14 protein-coding genes are annotated in these 16,198 nt (G+C 43.4%); 4 read left to right on the forward strand and 10 right to left on the reverse strand.

The annotated features are described in order from the left end of the window. Nucleotides 1-5 precede the first annotated feature (5 nt). Genes IEY67_RS05040 through rbsK form a run of 3 tightly spaced genes read right to left on the reverse strand, consistent with a single transcriptional unit; the run spans nucleotide 6 to nucleotide 3,534 of the window. A complete protein-coding gene (locus IEY67_RS05040) occupies nucleotides 6-1,019 on the reverse strand; it encodes a nucleoside hydrolase (protein ID WP_183669412.1) in 1,014 nt (337 codons plus the stop codon). A gap of 9 nt (nucleotides 1,020-1,028) precedes the next feature. Continuing rightward, nucleotides 1,029-2,585: an ADP-ribosylglycohydrolase family protein gene (locus IEY67_RS05045; RefSeq protein ID WP_183669410.1), complete on the reverse strand. Its 1,557-nt coding sequence runs from the start codon at nucleotides 2,583-2,585 to the stop codon at nucleotides 1,029-1,031. Between the two features lie 19 nt (nucleotides 2,586-2,604). Then, on the reverse strand, nucleotides 2,605-3,534 hold the full coding sequence (rbsK, locus tag IEY67_RS05050; RefSeq protein ID WP_183669407.1) for a ribokinase: 930 nt from the start codon (nucleotides 3,532-3,534) through the stop codon (nucleotides 2,605-2,607). Between the two features lie 297 nt (nucleotides 3,535-3,831). Between rbsK and IEY67_RS05055 the strand changes: the two genes are divergently transcribed. The 3 genes from IEY67_RS05055 (at nucleotide 3,832) to IEY67_RS05065 (ending at nucleotide 8,934) form a co-directional block, all read left to right on the forward strand. Further along, the gene (locus tag IEY67_RS05055) at nucleotides 3,832-5,367 is read left to right on the forward strand and encodes a BT2802 family ribose utilization protein (RefSeq protein WP_183669405.1); all 1,536 of its coding nucleotides are present in this window, start codon (nucleotides 3,832-3,834) and stop codon (nucleotides 5,365-5,367) included. Nucleotides 5,368-5,439: 72 nt separating this feature from the next. Beyond that, nucleotides 5,440-7,164, forward strand: coding sequence for an ABC transporter ATP-binding protein (locus IEY67_RS05060; protein ID WP_183669403.1), 1,725 nt, complete (start codon nucleotides 5,440-5,442; stop codon nucleotides 7,162-7,164). 3 nt (nucleotides 7,165-7,167) lie between these two features. Then, nucleotides 7,168-8,934, forward strand: a complete 1,767-nt coding sequence (locus IEY67_RS05065) for an ABC transporter ATP-binding protein (RefSeq protein ID WP_183669401.1) — start codon at nucleotides 7,168-7,170, stop codon at nucleotides 8,932-8,934. A gap of 99 nt (nucleotides 8,935-9,033) precedes the next feature. Here IEY67_RS05065 and IEY67_RS05070 read toward each other — a convergent pair whose 3' ends face one another. The 4 genes from IEY67_RS05070 to IEY67_RS05085 form a co-directional block, all read right to left on the reverse strand. Beyond that, nucleotides 9,034-9,405 (reverse strand): HepT-like ribonuclease domain-containing protein, encoded by a 372-nt coding sequence (locus tag IEY67_RS05070; RefSeq protein WP_229800959.1) that lies wholly within the window; start codon nucleotides 9,403-9,405, stop codon nucleotides 9,034-9,036. Nucleotides 9,406-9,421: 16 nt separating this feature from the next. After that, nucleotides 9,422-9,715 (reverse strand): nucleotidyltransferase family protein, encoded by a 294-nt coding sequence (locus IEY67_RS05075; protein ID WP_122374248.1) that lies wholly within the window; start codon nucleotides 9,713-9,715, stop codon nucleotides 9,422-9,424. Nucleotides 9,716-9,829: 114 nt separating this feature from the next. Next, nucleotides 9,830-10,558 carry a nitroreductase family protein gene (locus tag IEY67_RS05080; protein ID WP_183669398.1) on the reverse strand — a complete coding sequence of 243 codons (729 nt, stop codon included), beginning with the start codon at nucleotides 10,556-10,558 and terminating at the stop codon, nucleotides 9,830-9,832. Nucleotides 10,559-10,604: 46 nt separating this feature from the next. Beyond that, a complete protein-coding gene (locus IEY67_RS05085; RefSeq protein ID WP_183669396.1) occupies nucleotides 10,605-11,204 on the reverse strand; it encodes a DUF1062 domain-containing protein in 600 nt (199 codons plus the stop codon). Between the two features lie 983 nt (nucleotides 11,205-12,187). Between IEY67_RS05085 and IEY67_RS05090 the strand changes: the two genes are divergently transcribed. After that, nucleotides 12,188-14,821 carry a response regulator gene (locus IEY67_RS05090; RefSeq protein ID WP_183669997.1) on the forward strand — a complete coding sequence of 878 codons (2,634 nt, stop codon included), beginning with the start codon at nucleotides 12,188-12,190 and terminating at the stop codon, nucleotides 14,819-14,821. Here the strand turns inward: IEY67_RS05090 and IEY67_RS05095 are convergent. From IEY67_RS05095 to IEY67_RS05105, 3 genes are all read right to left on the reverse strand, one after another. Further along, nucleotides 14,816-15,166: a DsrE family protein gene (locus IEY67_RS05095; RefSeq protein WP_183669394.1), complete on the reverse strand. Its 351-nt coding sequence runs from the start codon at nucleotides 15,164-15,166 to the stop codon at nucleotides 14,816-14,818. The genes IEY67_RS05090 and IEY67_RS05095 overlap by 6 nt on opposite strands. 127 nt (nucleotides 15,167-15,293) lie before the next feature. Then, a complete protein-coding gene (locus tag IEY67_RS05100) occupies nucleotides 15,294-15,779 on the reverse strand; it encodes a hypothetical protein (protein ID WP_183669392.1) in 486 nt (161 codons plus the stop codon). Between the two features lie 107 nt (nucleotides 15,780-15,886). Continuing rightward, nucleotides 15,887-16,168 carry an HU family DNA-binding protein gene (locus tag IEY67_RS05105; protein WP_183669390.1) on the reverse strand — a complete coding sequence of 94 codons (282 nt, stop codon included), beginning with the start codon at nucleotides 16,166-16,168 and terminating at the stop codon, nucleotides 15,887-15,889. Between the last annotated feature and the right edge of the window lie 30 nt (nucleotides 16,169-16,198).

A 16,198-nucleotide genomic window follows, 5' to 3' on the forward strand; every position in this document is an offset into this window, starting at 1 on the left:
CTTTTCTATTTTAATACAGGTTGATGCATCATATAATTATCCAGCAAAGCTGCCATCTGGCTGGCCGGAACTTTTTCGATCAGCCGAAGGTCCCGACCGTTCTCATCCGGGATCCAGGTGTTGCTGCCTTCTTCATCGATTACCTTAAAGATTCCCCGTTCTACGTTATAGTACGGTTCATAACCTTTGATCGCAACCAGAACCGCCGTCAGGTCCCAGCTCATCCGACCGTCCGGATCGCCTTCTGCAAAACACTGTGCATAGGTGTCTTTGACAGGACTATTATCTATATCGGATGCCACCAGTTTCTTCCCGGTAAAAATGACATTACCGATCTCAAAGCCACTGAAAACGATCTCTGTAGGCCATTGTTCGGCAACTACTTTCGATGCCGGTGTATCACAAAGCACATTAAACTCACGTCCCTGCGGGAACAAGCCTGCCATCGCCACGACTCTTTTTACCTTTTTAGCAACCAGTTCCTTTCCTGATAACGGGCTGTATTCATCGCCGGCAGAAAGCAGCAGGTCCTTCAGATTCGTGAAAAAGCCGACAGTACAAATGACAACGCTGCCATCCGGTTGAGAACTTAATATTTTACGATATACCTGGACTGCATCCGGAGCGTCCGATGTCTTTTTGGTCTTATGCGGATATTTAGCCGGTAATATCTCCGTCCATTTTATTTTATGACCGGAAGTCATTGTTACACCACCTTCGCTTTTAGGTGCTCCCAACGGAATATCAGGGCGGTTGAAATATATATTCAACACCTCTATACAAGGAATAACCAATTCATCGTGGTTAGAAGACAAGGTTGCGAGTATATTCACATAACCGCTGTCGGCTAGTGCATGCATAACAGCCATCGCCCCTACGTCGTCGTAATCAGGGCCCAAATCGGTATCCAGAATCAGATTCACTGGTTGTACGGCAGCTTCCTGCGTTGCTTTCTTCTCTGTTCCGTTACAGGCGACCAGCAGGGATAATACACAGATTAACAAAAAGGATTGTTTCATGATAAGACATTATTGATGGTTTATTTTCAACGGGGTATCGGAATAAACGATAGCTTCTCCGAAATTAACGGATGCATCCGGTTGCGGATTCAGCCACTTGAAAGAGACTGTATGCGGTTTCTTCGGCAACTGATATTTCCAGAACAATTCATGGCGGCGCGTAATATACGAAGCAGGCAGGTTGGCTGTTTCGACCAACTCCCCGTCTATATACATTTCCACACGGGCCACATATTCATTATTATTCGACTGCACATGTCCTTTAAAGACAATACCGGTTCCTTCAAATCCGACATTTCCCACATCGGCAACACGCTTATTGACACCGATACGGTCTACAGGATACAAGCCGTCGAATGCTTTCTCTAATTTCACAGGGACAGGCTGCTGGCAGGAAATAAGTACCTGGTCTCCTTCTATCTTTCCTCCATTCCGTTCAACAACCTGCAAAGCCTGATCGAAACTCATCCGATAGGCCTTATTAAGCGAAATCGTTGTATAGGCAAAATCCATATCCTCCACTTCTTTCAGGTTCTTCAGCCAATAGTCAGGGATTTTACTGTATCCCAGCACTGTACCTAAAATACCTGCAGCAGAAGCCGGGTTACAATCGGAATCCTGACCGCAACGGGTAGCAATATCCATTGTTTTATAGAAGTCACCTTCGCCATACAACAGGCCGATCACAATATAGGCACTATTAATCACCGCATCAATATTGAACGGGACAAAAACACCGTCCGGACAACCAACATCTTCACTCCATTTCTTTTCGCATTCAAACCAAGTCCGTTTCCAATCATCCGGAAATTCGTTATGCCAACGGATCACATCGTTCATACATTGATAGTAACGGCTCTCCTTTGGTATAGTTTTGAGGGCTTCGGTAACGATAAACCCGATATCATCCGAAACAAATGCCAGCGAATACATGGCTCCTACATAAACACCTCCATACCAACCGTCACCATAATTCATGATATGACCGATCTTATCCGAAATTTCAGAAGCGGTATTCGGCATTCCAGGAGACATCAGACCGGCATAATCGGCCTCGATCTGGTAATCCAGGTCATCCGCATGCGGGTTATTCAGCCAATGACCGGAAGCCGGAGGCATGATACCCTGCAAAATATTATACCGTGCAGCCTGGTTGGCATGCCACAGCATATATCCGGCTTTTGCAAATGCCATCGCAAACGAATCGACCGGTGCATCCAATCCCAAACGGTCGAAGACATCCACAAAGGTCAGGTCCATATAGACATCATCATACAGACCGGGATTGTTCTCATACCACCATTTGATATAGCCGTCCGGCCAGGAAATAGGGACATAATCCTGTATCATCGTCCCGTTATAACGAAACTCCGTCGGTCCTCCGTACGTACAACCGATCGTTTGTCCGGCCCATCCTCCTTTGATTTTATCCATCAGCTTCTCCTTACTGATGGCTATTTCCGACGGTAAGACGATTTGCTTTCCGGCAGACGGTTGTTCCGAACAGGCTACAGTTCCCAACAGGAATAAACAGCCGGATAAAATAGGTACAATCAGATTTTTCATAATTAGCAGATTATAATGTTTACTCAAATATATCGACTTCACTCCGGTAAGGGACAGAAGATTGTGCCCCGACCCGGGTTACCGAGATTGCCGAAGCCTTACAAGCGAAACGGACTGCCTCCAATTGACTCCGTCCTTCCGATAAAGCAACAATCAGTGCACCGTTAAAGACATCACCGGCAGCGGTTGTATCCACGGCTTCCACTTTCAGAGCCGGTACAAAATCCGCTTCCTCAGCACCATACACCAATGCTCCTTTCGAACCCAGCGTAATGATAACATTCTCCACTCCCATTTCAGAAAGTATACGGGCTGCCTTAACCGCCGATTCCCGATCGGTTATCTTCACACCGGAAATCATTTCAGCTTCCGTCTCATTTGGGGTGATCATGTAGAGATGTTTCAGTAATGACGGAGACAATGGATGCGCCGGAGCAGGATTCAGTATCACTTTTTTATGCTTGCGATAAGCCATTTCCGCAACATACTCGACTGTTTCCATCGGAATCTCCAACTGCATCAGGACAATATCCGCCTGGTCGATCGCCTCTTCCGCTTTTACCAGGTCGGCCGGTAATAAATTGGCATTTGCCCCTGAAGCAACAACAATGCAGTTTTCGGCATGATCGTCCACGGTAATCAAAGCGACCCCGGAAGGATGCTCCGAATCAGAAAAGATATACGAGGTATTGATGCCTTCTTCCTCAAAAAGTTGTTGCGACTGATGACCGAAAATATCACTGCCCGTTTTACATATAAAAGTGACGGAAGCTCCCAAACGGGCAATAGTGACTGCCTGGTTGGCCCCTTTACCACCGGGGTTCATAAAGAATGTCCCTCCCACAATGGTTTCCCCCGGACGGGGAAGATGTCCGGCTTTAATAACCATATCCGTATTGCTGCTACCAACCACCAGGATATTATGCCGGTCTAATTGTTCAGTGTCCATATCTATAAAATTTAAAGTCTGCAATGAAGCGATACAAATATAACTTTATATTCTCTACTATTCTATGAATAATTCGAGTATACAGATAAACCCAAATCTAAGATTTATTTCTACCATAGAACAATAAATCACTAATAAACAAATGAATATAATTCACAAAACAAGTTATAAATATCCATCTTACCGAGAGTAAAACAACAATAGAAAAAACATTTTTACAGTCCTCATATGAAAAAGTTTATTTAATTTCGTCGTGCAACAGGAACTAATATCCTGAAAGAACAATCCGATACAGATATGAAATACACAAATCCGGATCATCTGATCCTGCTTATTCAATCACTTACCAAAGCGGAAAAAAGATATTTCCGCCTGTACGCGAATTTGCAAAGCGGTGAAAAGAACTATCTCCTTCTGTTCGACCTGATCAATAAAGGGACTCCCTCCGAGGATATCTGTAAACTTTACTGTCAGGAACAGAGCAAAGGCAACTTTGAGATGGCGGCGAAACATCTTTACCGGGTGATCATGGACTGCCTGACCCATCTACGAAAGAAAGAAGATGTACAGACAGCGATCTTCGACCATATCACCAAAGCCGAGATACTTTTTGAAAGGGAACTCTTCGATGCCGCTTTCAGCCAGTTGGATAAAGCCAAAAGCCTGGCAGTGACTTATGAGAACGACCCTCTTCTCCTTCTCATCCGGAGGACAGAACTGAAATATCTCAGTTCGCTTGGCTTTAAGGAGATTTCCGAAAGGGAGTTAGTCAGTAAGCAGATGAAAATAAACGACGTTATGAAGTATTCAAGAAATACGAACCTTCATCTGCAACTATATGATATTCTAAAGCACCGCATCACCTATAAAGGATATGTCCGGTCGGACAAACAGAAAGATAACCTGAACGATCTGGTATTGAGCGAACTCAATCTGATAGCCAATAGTTCATATAAAGGTTTTGAGGCAAAAAAACTACACCTGCTGTTCCAGGCAGCCTACTATCTGAATACAGGTAATTATAAATCAGCGATCCGCTTTTATCAGGAACTTATCGCTCTTTTTGAATCGAACCAGCATCTAATTCTGAATCCTCCGATCTATTATCTGAGCGCAATAAAGGGTGTACTGGACAGCCTCCATACAGCAGGTTTATATAAAGAAATGCCCTTCTTTATCGAACGGTTGAAAAAGATACAACAAGGCAACTACGCTACCGAATTTCTTCTGGAAATAAGTGCTTGCATCTATCAATACGAACAGACTGCTCTGATAAATACGGGAAAATTGGAAGAGGCACTCCACCTATCGGAAGAAAACGAAGACAGCTTATTCAAAAAGGCCGGTTTACTCAGACCGGAGACACAACTTAAATTGTATCTGAATACTGCGATCCTTCATCTATGTCTGGGAAATCCCGGTAAAGCACGTAAAAGCATGAAGAAGATATTCAGTGCTGGCAAACAATTCTATGCGTTACCATCCTATAAAACAGCACGTTTGATCAACCTCCTTATACAGGCGGAACTCGGGGATTACAGTTTCTTTGAGAATGAGATCAACTCCATCAAACGGAATATGCGTTATGAAAAGCAGACGTACCAAACAGAGAAACTTTTGTTCCGCTTTGTCATGGGGTATCCGTTGCCATCTTATGAGAAAGCCCAAAATAAATTGTGGATGCAATTCCAAAAAGAAATAACGAAGATCAGGCAGGATAAATACGAAAAACAGTTACTTAAAACATTCGATATCCTTTCCTGGATAGAAAGCAAACTGACCGACAGAGCGTTTGCAGAGATACTGGTGGAAAGGAATACGGAGTTACAATAGCCTGTAACTCCATTTTTCAGAAACCCGAAAACATATCATTTCCCAATTATGTTCTATCTTTGTAACAACGATATGGGAAAATACTGGCAAATTCTTAAACGATATAAAGTGGGATTGTTGATCAGCCCGCTTCTTGTACTGATCACTGTGCTGTGCGAAACGGTTCAGCCGATGTTCATGGCTGAAATCATTGACAACGGGGTCATGCCACGTGACCTGTCCGTTATTACCCGGATCGGGACCTATATGGTGTTAGTATCCGTCGGGGGATTATTAGTCAGTATTGTGAATACTTACATTTCTTCCCGCATCGGAATCGGCTTCGGTACAGATCTACGGGGAACACTCTTCAATAAAATACAACAACTATCCTTTTTCGATATCGACAAATTCAGTTCAGCTTCGCTTGTCACAAGGCTTACTAGCGATATATCCCGCATACAACAGATCGTTCTGATGTCGATGAGACTTTTATTACGCTCTCCACTGATGCTCGTCATGGCCGTTTTCTTTGTCGTCAGCATCAATAAACAACTGGCGTTGGTCCTGATAGCCGCTATCCCGATCCTCGGAGGAAGTGTCTACCTGATCCTGAGTAAAGGATTTCCTTATTTCCTGAAAGTACAACAGAAAGTAGACCAACTGAATGGTGTGGTCAGGGAAAACCTCATCAATATCCGTGTCGTCAAATCTTTTGTCAGGGAAGATTTTGAGACGGATAAATTCGTCAAAAGCAGTGAAGAACTGCGCGATATGGTGATCCGTGCGTCCAACATCGTCGTTTCCATCTTTCCGGTCATGCAGTTAGTCATGAATTTATCCATACTATCCATCCTTTGGCTGGGTGGGCAAAAGGTGATGGACGGCGAACTGAAGGTGGGCGAACTGATCTCATTCGTGAATTACGTTTTCCAGGTACTGATGTCATTGATGATGCTCTCAATGGTCATTATGTCGTACTCCCGCGCTTCCGCTTCCTCTAAACGGATCATGGAAGTGCTCAATACGGAACCCTCCCTGACAAACACCCGGGAAGGGCTTCAAAACAAACACCGGGTAGAGAAAGGAGAAGTGACATTTAATGATGTCAGTTTCCGTTATATCGGTGGAGAAAATGACATTCTACAGCATATCAGCTTCCGGGCCGAACCCGGCGAAACGATTGCGCTGGTCGGTGCTACCGGCTCTGCCAAAAGCTCCCTGGTACAACTGATACCACGGTTATACGATGTTACTGCCGGAGAAATCCGGATCGACAACATCCCGATAAAAGACTATAACCTGGATGAACTTCACCAGGGGATCGGCATGGTCCTCCAAAAAAACGAGCTATTCACCGGAACGATCGTCGAGAACCTCAGATGGGGAAAACCCGACGCATCGATGGAAGAGATAGAAGAAGCCACCCGTGCCGCCGAAGCACACGATTTTATCCAGTCCTTCACGGACGGTTACAATACGTTGCTGGGACGCGGAGGCATCAATCTTTCCGGCGGACAGAAACAGCGTATCTGCATCGCCCGTGCGTTGCTCCGTAAACCTAAGATACTGATCCTGGATGACAGTACGAGTGCTGTCGATACGGAAACAGAACTGAAAATACGGAACAACCTGAATGCGTTGTTACACGACACGACTGTATTTATCATCACCCAGCGGATCAATACGATGCAATCGGCCGACCGGGTGATCGTACTCGAAGAGGGCGAGATCAACGCCATAGGAACTCCGGATGAATTGATCGAAACATCTACCGTTTATCAGGAAATCTATCATTCACAACAAGTATTATTATAGGATATGGCACACGGAGATCATTTAAAAGAGAATGCAAAGCCCCGGGAAGGAAAGAAAACTTTCTTCCGGCTGATTTCGTACCTGTCCTGCGACAAGCAGCTGTTGTTCGTGATCGGCTTCCTGATCATTGTCAGTATCGTGGCTAATCTATTGGGGTCATACATGTTGCGCCCGATTATCAATGATTATATCCTTCCCGGAGACTTTCACGGACTGATCAGGGTCTTGGCTATCCTTGCCGCCATTTACCTGACAGGAGTTGCCGCCGTCTATATCCAATATATCCTACTGAATAAAATAGGCCAGCGTACCGTTACCCGTATGCGTGCCGACCTTTTCCAGAAAATGGAACATCTGCCTGTCAAATATTTCGACACTCACCAGCACGGCGACCTGATGAGTCGTTACACGAATGACATAGACAAGATCAGCGATGCACTGACCGACAGTCTGTCGGATATGTTGTCGAGCGCTCTTACCCTGATCGGTATCTTCTGCCTGATGTTATATATCAGTCCGATACTTACTCTGGTAACTCTGATCACCGTTCCACTAATGTTCCTCTTTGCCAAAGGGATCGTTCAGCGAAGCCGCAAATACTTCAAAGCCCAGCAGGAGTCTATCGGTACCCTGAACGGTTATATAGAAGAAATGATAAGCGGCCAGAAGGTGATCAAAGTGTTCGGACACGAAAAGAAAGTACAGTCCGACTTCGATACGCTCAACGACGACTTGAAAGGTAAATCGGAGAAAGCTCAGTTCTACTCCGGTATGATGATGCCCGTCATGCAGAACCTGAACACATTGAATTACGTCTTTATCACGATTGTAGGTGCCCTACTCGCCATCTTTCGTGGTTTCGATGTCGGCGGTCTTGCAGCCTTCCTGCAATATTCCCGCCAGTTCGGACGTCCGATCAATGAATTGGCCAGCCTTTACAACAGTATCCAGGCAGCCATCGCCGGAGCCGAACGTATCTTCGAAGTGATCGACGAAGCACCGGAAACACCGGACTCCCCCGAAGCCATCGCTTTACAACAGGTACAGGGAGATGTTTCCATGAAAGACGTTTATTTCGGATACAAACCGGAGAAAACGATCCTGAAAGGTATCTCGCTCCATGCTTCTGCCGGTTGTAAAATAGCATTGGTCGGTGCCACCGGAGCCGGGAAAACAACCATCCTGAACATGTTCCCCCGTTTCTTCGATATCCAGTCGGGCGAAATTGCCATAGACGGTCACCCGATACAACTGATCAAACGAAACAGCCTGCGCCAATCCATGGCGATCGTCTTGCAGGACACTCACTTGTTCACAGGAACTGTCCGCGAAAATATCCGCTTCGGACGTCTGGACGCGACCGATGAAGAAGTTGTACAAGCAGCCAAACTGACTGCCGCCCATTCTTTCATCAAACGTCTGCCCCAGGGATACGATACCTTGCTGGAAAACGACGGTGCCAACCTCAGCCAGGGACAACGTCAGTTGCTCAATATCGCCCGTGCCGCTATTGCCGACCCTCCTATCCTATTATTGGACGAAGCAACCAGCAATATCGACACCCGTAGCGAGATACTCATCCAGAAAGGTCTCGACCAACTGATGCAGGGACGCACCAGCCTGATTATCGCCCACCGCCTCTCTACCATCAGAAACGCAGACGTGATCCTGGTACTCGAACACGGACAGATCGTAGAACGAGGAAATCATGAAGAACTTCTCCGCTTAAAAGGGATATATTACTCGCTAAATCAGGAGCAGTTCAAGTAATTTAATTGTATTTACTGGCATACCATCTCTTAAAAAGTAATCTTTAGAAAGCTTTTAGGGTTAAAAGCTGTGTCAGAAAATAAAGGGAAAACGACCTGCTTATACAAACAGGTCGTCATAAAGTCCTGACTCCAAATCTGAAATGATCTTTTTTAAAGTTATAAGTAAAGGTTGAAGCTCATTCTTTACAATATCAAATATAATCTCCGGGTTAACTGATAGATAATCGTGAGAAATTATATTTCTTAATCCAAAAATATCCCGCCATGAAACGTCTGTATAACATTCCAATAACCGTCCTTCTGTAGGAAGGTCAATCTTTTTCATCGTCTCACCAATAGTTTGAAGCCGCATACATGTAGCATCAAACAAATTCATACCTTCATTCGATAACAAGAAATCATGATGACGCACCACTCCTTGTGTACAATTTATGGCCAATTCCGTGCGCATCACAACGAAATCCAACATATCGAGTATTGTTTCCTTAGATATAGATTGCATCTTTCTCAATATTGCGCCGAAACAATGCTCTCATTGTATCATGCAGGGTTATAACATCCACTCTTGTTCGAAAGAGTTTTTCTAAATCTTCCTGAATATCCATCAAGGTATGATAGCTGGTTTCCCGAAGTTTCACACAAACATCAATATCACTCCCCTCTCGTTGTTCTCCACGGGCAACGGAGCCGAAAAGGCCAAGAGTCATAATGCCGTACTTCTCCGCCGAATGAGCTTTGAAATCGCGCAACATTTCTACAATTTCAGCAGTTGTTTTCATTTTGTTACTCTCTTTCTTTGTTTATGTGCATTACAAAGATACAATATAAAAATAATATAAAATGTAAATGCAGCAAGAAAGTAATGTATGAGCGGTTTAGCTTAAAGAGCTACCTCAAACCCTCCGATAAACATCCTCAAACGGCAGCCTGCACCGTTCTCCCCAGATTCCCTTATTTCCGTCTCGTATTCCACAGGGAATAGCCATATTTATTTCAGCCCCGTGAGGTAACTTCAGTGCCTTTTTCAGCCGTCGGCTGTCCAGCCCTTCTAAAGGACAAGTATCATACCCTTCGTTTGCCATCGCAATCATAAACGTCTGAGCTGCAAGTGCACACGATTTATGGGCAACCACACGCACATCATTCTCAGATACTTCGAGCATCATCGGACGAAAGATACTGATGGTATTAGCCAGCAGCTTCCTGAACAACCCCAAAACCCCGAAGAACCGGGCATAAACAAACGGCATCAATTTCCCGTAGTATAATTCCCGGTCTTTGATACGTTTATCCTGACGTTCTTTCGGACTGTTCCGACGAATATTCTCCCGTTCGAAATCGAGAACGAACCGAGCATGTTTCTTGTACAAGTCCCGCCGTACAACGAAAACAACGATTTGCGAAGCAGTCGAAGCCGCTTTCTGGTCGAGACAAGCTCTTGAAACTTCCGCCAACAATTTGGGCTCCGTAATATGGTAAAACTCCCACAACTGCATATTCGAACTGTTGGGAGCCAATGTCGCCAGTTCCAGACAATGCTTCACCCTTTCCGGATCCATCGGTTTTTCTTTATCATATGCCCGTACCGAACGGCGGTAATTGAGGACTTCTTCTAAATTCATAATGCTGACTTATTTGATTAAAATACTTTTCTATATCACTACAAAATTAAAACATTCCCACAATATGTTTGTTTACCAGCACAACATCTCCATCCTTTACTTTATGTTTCTTTAGCGGATAACCCTCAGGACTGAATATCGCTTTTGCCTCTATCAGCCGATTTAACTGATTTGCAGACAATCCTAAACAAATTCGAATGACAGAAGATAACTTTAACCCGAACTCAAAACGGGTTTGAATCTTGAATGTTACAAACTCATCATCCGCATTCAAGATATCATTTATCGAAATATCGTCATGCAATATCTCATATTCGACACTGCTATAATCCAACTCGACACTATTTTTTCGCCCTGTTTCGGAAGAAAAAGCATACTCCCATGCAAGTTCTTCATCGTTTTCCGAAAACTTACGAAATAACTCTTTCTTTATCTGTTCAGGTTTTGTGCGTGACAAAATCGTTAGGTTATATGTACTATCACATTCTACGCATCTATAAATCAACCAGACATCTATATTCCTTTTTTGCGCATTCATTCTGAATTTGTTACTACAATAAAACCGGTCGCAATTACAATGATTACATTTTCTTTTTAAGGCAGGAGTATTTTTAGGCTTTATCTCCCATATATATTCAGTTTCCATTCTTTATACTGTGCTTGATATTCTTTGAAATATTTGATTATGATCCACAGCATTACAGTTATAGCAAACTCAGAAGTCGCCATAAACAACCACATCAAAGGCCTATGCCCTTAAAGTTCAATGCTGTAAATGAAAAAATTAAATAAGAAACCTGTTCGAGTAGGACTACTCAAACGAAAGAATTATCAGCCTGCGGTTTATGAGGCTAATATTAAGCCAGTATAAATTTAAGAATTGCTCCCAAAACGTGAATATTTATAATTTCGGGGCAAAGATAATGATTTATTGCTCATTTTAGTCAATTACAAGGAGTATCTAACGAATGTCATCAAACAAAACCAGTTTTTGCTATCCCCCACTACCGTTTATTTAGCATTTCCGGAGAATGTAAGAGCCATATTCAGTTAGTTTTCTCTATGTCGAATGTATATCATGACTTTTCGGTTACTTTTTAGTTGAAAGATGATGAATTATACTACCTTTGCCATGTACAATACACATAAGCCATGAAATTCATTCAGGATTACACCCAAGAAGAAGAGTTGAAATTCTACAAAACCATAGTAAAGGCTTTGCCACAATCGATGATACTTCTGGATAAGGACAAAAATATAATCGGTATCTTCAACCTCTCACTAAAAATACTGGCAGGCAAATCGGTTGACGATATCCTCGGTACAAATATTCTCATGTATGCCAGCGATCCTACTTCACCATTCCATCAGGCTTGTTCAATGCTGAACAACGCATTCGAATCCGTTTCCATGACAGGAGTTCCGGTAAAATACCATTTCAAAATCCTCGACAACTACCTAGAATCGACGATCAGCAAATTATCCGACGGGCAGATACTCAACGAAATCCGCGACATCACTGATATCGTAATCAAACGAAACCAGATAGAGACAAAGGAATACGGAAAACTCGAAAATACAGCCGAAAGCTGGTTGCTCCAGCAAAAATACGAATCCTTATACAATCAGATGACCACCATCGTGAATACGTTGCCAGTAGGCGTTGAGATATATTCACCGGACGGTAAGATGCAATTCCTTAACGACACAGATTTCAAAATATTCGGTATCCCCAAAGAGACTTTTGACATCAGCGGCGTAAATATTAATGGCAATCCAAACCTCCCCGACAAAGTAAAAAAAGTAGTGATGGAAGGTGGTGATATCCGCTGTTCCTTTCCATATAGTTTCAATACAGTAAAAGATTCCAGTTATTATTCGACCTCTCAAGATGGTGACATCCATATTGAATGTATCGGCCGACCTATTACAGATGCCCGTGGACAACTCGAAAATTATCTGTTTATCGTACAGAACGTAACCGAGACAGTACGTGCCACCAAGCAACTCGAAGAGAAAAAACAATTACAGGACAACATCCTCAACAGTATTCCGGCTTGCATACAAATCAAAGATATAGAAGATAATTCGCGTTATGTATTCTGTAATGATGAGAGTCAGCGGTTGTTCGGAATCAGTGTCGATAAAACGATTCACGATGTGATGGAGGCTAAACGTGTCAGCCGCATCGAAAAGACCGACAAGGAAGTATTCGCCACCGGCAACCCCTACAACGGATTGGAGCATATCGAATTGAAGGACGGCCGGAGTTACGACGCACTCGTTCGTAAAAGTGTTATATTCGACAGTGGCAAGCGTATGTTGCTTACTGTCCGTTGGGACCAGAGTCTGCAAAACGACCTTAAGCGACGGACTAAGATGCTCGACCTGTCCATGGAAATTATGAACGCCCATACCTGGTTCTACGAGCCGGATAAGGATAAGTTCAGTTTTGGCGAAGGCTCCGATAATCTCATAATTAACCCCGTATTGCACGATTCTCTAAAAAAATTCATCAGCTTCGTCCATCCCGACGACCGGAAACTTTTCCTGGACTCTTTCCGACATGCAATAACCCATGAAAACGAAAAGTGGAACGTAGAGTACCGTGCCGACCTGAATAATAACGGCACCTATAACTGGTGGCAGACACAAGGATTAGTCGAAACAACCCAACGCGACGAAGGTCCTTATACATTTATGTTCGGTATGACCATCAGCATCGACAAGCACAAGCAGAATGAATTGACGATGATGCGGGAAAACGAAAAGAAACTGAACGGCCTCATCCAACAAAACGAGCTTATACTCAACAATACCTACTCCGGCCTGGTCTATATCACCACGGACTATATCGTGCAATGGGAAAACGTCGCCAACTGTTCAGCCAGCCTCACCTACGAAGCTTACAAAAAAGGAAGCCACTGTTATGAGTCTTACGGGCTTACTTCCCCTTGCGAGGATTGCGTTATGCAACAAGCAATCCTTTCCCGACAAACGGAACAGATGCAGAACACGTTTGAAAACGGACATACCCTTGAAATTTTCTGTACCCCCGTTTTCAAAGAAGACGGGACAGCAGATGGTATTGTCATCCGCATGGACGATGTAACCGAACGGGAAAATATGATACAGGAACTGAAACATGCCAAAACCCTTGCAGAACAGTCGGACAAACTCAAGTCTGCATTCCTTGCCAATATGAGCCACGAAATACGGACTCCATTGAACGCTATCGTCGGATTTTCCGATCTGTTGATGGAGACAACCGAGCCGGAAGAGAAAGCCGAATACATCAAAATCATCAATATCAACAACGAACTGTTGCTGAAACTAATCAGCGACATCCTGGACTTATCGAAAATCGAATCCGGAACTGTTGAATTGAAGTATGACAAATTCGATATCTCAACCTACTTCGAGGACCTGGTCATCTCGATGAAGCAGCGGATAACAAATTCATATGTACGATTGCTTTCTCATAATCCCTATCCGGATTGCAAAGTTAATCTGGACCGGAACCGTGTCACCCAAATCATAACCAACTACGTCACCAATGCGATCAAATATACCCCAAAAGGATTTATCGAAATGGGATACGAGGTGGTAGAGAATGGTATTCGCCTCTATGTGAGAGACAGTGGCATCGGTATTCCCGATGAAAAGAAGAATAAACTGTTCCAGCGTTTCGAAAAGTTGGACGAATTTGCTCAAGGCACAGGATTAGGACTATCCATCTGCAAAGCCATTGCCGAAGCGATGGGTGGTAACGTCGGCTTTGAATCAACGTTTGGTCAGGGTTCTTTGTTTTGGGCCTTTCTGCCTTGCGAAACGGAGATACACCAGGAAAAACAGCTCCAAACGGAGAAAAAAGCCGTCCCGGTTTCAAACAAATCATCTATTTCAAACGAACGGAAAACGATTCTGATAGCAGAGGATATCGAAAGCAATTATTTATTGGTTTCGACTATCTTAAAGAAAGATTATGACCTGATCCGGGCTAAAAACGGGCAGGAAGCTATGGATATTATCAAAAGTCAGCCTGTCGATTTACTGCTGATAGACATGAAAATGCCTATTATGAATGGATTGATAGCAACAGAGAAGATCCGGCAGTTCAACACCAAACTACCGATTATAGCCCTCACAGCTCACGCATTCGATGCAGACCGCCAAGCAGCTTTGACCGCCGGTTGCAATGAATATCTGATGAAGCCTATCGATAAAACAAAACTCTTCGATATATTGCAAGAGTTTTTATAAAACAACCTGATGATACCCCATTGATTCCAGTTTTGCGACTTTCAAAAGGCCACCTTCATGGGCAATGGCTATCTGGGGAAGTAACATGTCTTCCTTGATGCCATAACGAGACATCGTATTTATACATAAATAAAATTGTGTACCCTCATCCGACAGGCGTGATATAGTTTCTTTGATAGTTTCCAAATTCGTGAATCGTAAACAAGAAAGCAAAGCGGTTCCTACAGCAACAACAGCGATGTTTCCAACTTCGTCAGATGACTTCTTCAAATTATCCACATGTGAAAACAACTGATTCCAGCAAGTGTCTTCACGAATCAAAAATACAAAACTGAACTTTTCCATGATAAACATTTTTCTTAAAAACAGGCTAGACATGGAATAGGTTTTACTAATGTAATTTTGGCAATCATAGTTTATTTACGGAGATTAGCCTCTATATTCTCCGCACATTATGCGGCAAATACAGGTATTAATACCCGCAAAACTCCACAATCGTCATCTTACCTACCAACACTAACGCTTCTTCATAGGCAATCTCATCTTTGCCAAGATGTCCGGCAAGCGTACCAACCTTGCCACAAATCTGGAAGCAGATCAGGACGGACATTGCAATATGATTTACAGAGGTTTGCGCTGTGCGTTCGACGATTTCGGTTAGGTGGAGCATTCGGATAAACAAAATAGGATAACGGAGAGGACAACGGAGGCAGGACATGACAGTTCTTTGCTGGATGAAGTCGACGTATGACTGGCGGTCGTGGATGATTACTTCCCGGATGAATTTCTGGTGCTTTTTGGGTAAGGCAGACCAGACGGTGAAAGCTATTTTGTAGATTTTTTCAAGTAGACGGTTACGGCCTTCTTTCGACATTTTGTCGAGGCTTCGGTTAAAGACTTTTACATCCGGTACTTTTCCATTGGGGAATAATGCTTCTAATTTATTTTGTTTCTTCATGATATTATGATAGGCGTTGAATAATTAATTGAGGGAAAATCAAAAACAGACGTTTAGGGACACAGATTAAAATCCATTATATGAAGATATCTATGCCCCTGTATTATCTATTTGCCGGGGTTCAACTCTTCGAGTAAAAACTTTCCGGGTTTGAACTTGACACTCGTACGTGCCGGTATCATACAATTTTTACCTGTTCGAGGATTTCGTCCTTCCCGTTCCTTTTGTTTCCAGGGAGTAAAAGTGCCAAATCCTTGTAACATCACGGAAGCATCCTGTTTTATTACCTCTGTCAACACCTCCTGAAAGATATTGAGAAATTGTCGTGACTGGCATTGCGTAATTTGCATTTTCTCGGCCAGTTCATTTACTAAATCTGCTTTGTTCATAATTTGTTTTATTTGAATGTTATAGCTATT

The sequence above is a fragment of the Parabacteroides faecis genome (genome assembly GCF_014647375.1).
GTDB classification, from domain to species: domain Bacteria; phylum Bacteroidota; class Bacteroidia; order Bacteroidales; family Tannerellaceae; genus Parabacteroides; species Parabacteroides faecis.

Coding starts and splice junctions, on each gene's coding strand:
- IEY67_RS05040 (WP_183669412.1), bottom strand. CDS start 1,019: ATGAAACAATCCTTTTTGTTAATCTGTGTATTATCCCTGCTGGTCGCC.
- IEY67_RS05045 (WP_183669410.1), bottom strand. CDS start 2,585: ATGAAAAATCTGATTGTACCTATTTTATCCGGCTGTTTATTCCTGTTG.
- rbsK (WP_183669407.1), bottom strand. CDS start 3,534: ATGGACACTGAACAATTAGACCGGCATAATATCCTGGTGGTTGGTAGC.
- IEY67_RS05055 (WP_183669405.1), top strand. CDS start 3,832: ATGAAATACACAAATCCGGATCATCTGATCCTGCTTATTCAATCACTT.
- IEY67_RS05060 (WP_183669403.1), top strand. CDS start 5,440: ATGGGAAAATACTGGCAAATTCTTAAACGATATAAAGTGGGATTGTTG.
- IEY67_RS05065 (WP_183669401.1), top strand. CDS start 7,168: ATGGCACACGGAGATCATTTAAAAGAGAATGCAAAGCCCCGGGAAGGA.
- IEY67_RS05070 (WP_229800959.1), bottom strand. CDS start 9,405: ATGTTGGATTTCGTTGTGATGCGCACGGAATTGGCCATAAATTGTACA.
- IEY67_RS05075 (WP_122374248.1), bottom strand. CDS start 9,715: ATGAAAACAACTGCTGAAATTGTAGAAATGTTGCGCGATTTCAAAGCT.
- IEY67_RS05080 (WP_183669398.1), bottom strand. CDS start 10,558: ATGAATTTAGAAGAAGTCCTCAATTACCGCCGTTCGGTACGGGCATAT.
- IEY67_RS05085 (WP_183669396.1), bottom strand. CDS start 11,204: ATGGAAACTGAATATATATGGGAGATAAAGCCTAAAAATACTCCTGCC.
- IEY67_RS05090 (WP_183669997.1), top strand. CDS start 12,188: ATGACCACCATCGTGAATACGTTGCCAGTAGGCGTTGAGATATATTCA.
- IEY67_RS05095 (WP_183669394.1), bottom strand. CDS start 15,166: ATGGAAAAGTTCAGTTTTGTATTTTTGATTCGTGAAGACACTTGCTGG.
- IEY67_RS05100 (WP_183669392.1), bottom strand. CDS start 15,779: ATGAAGAAACAAAATAAATTAGAAGCATTATTCCCCAATGGAAAAGTA.
- IEY67_RS05105 (WP_183669390.1), bottom strand. CDS start 16,168: ATGAACAAAGCAGATTTAGTAAATGAACTGGCCGAGAAAATGCAAATT.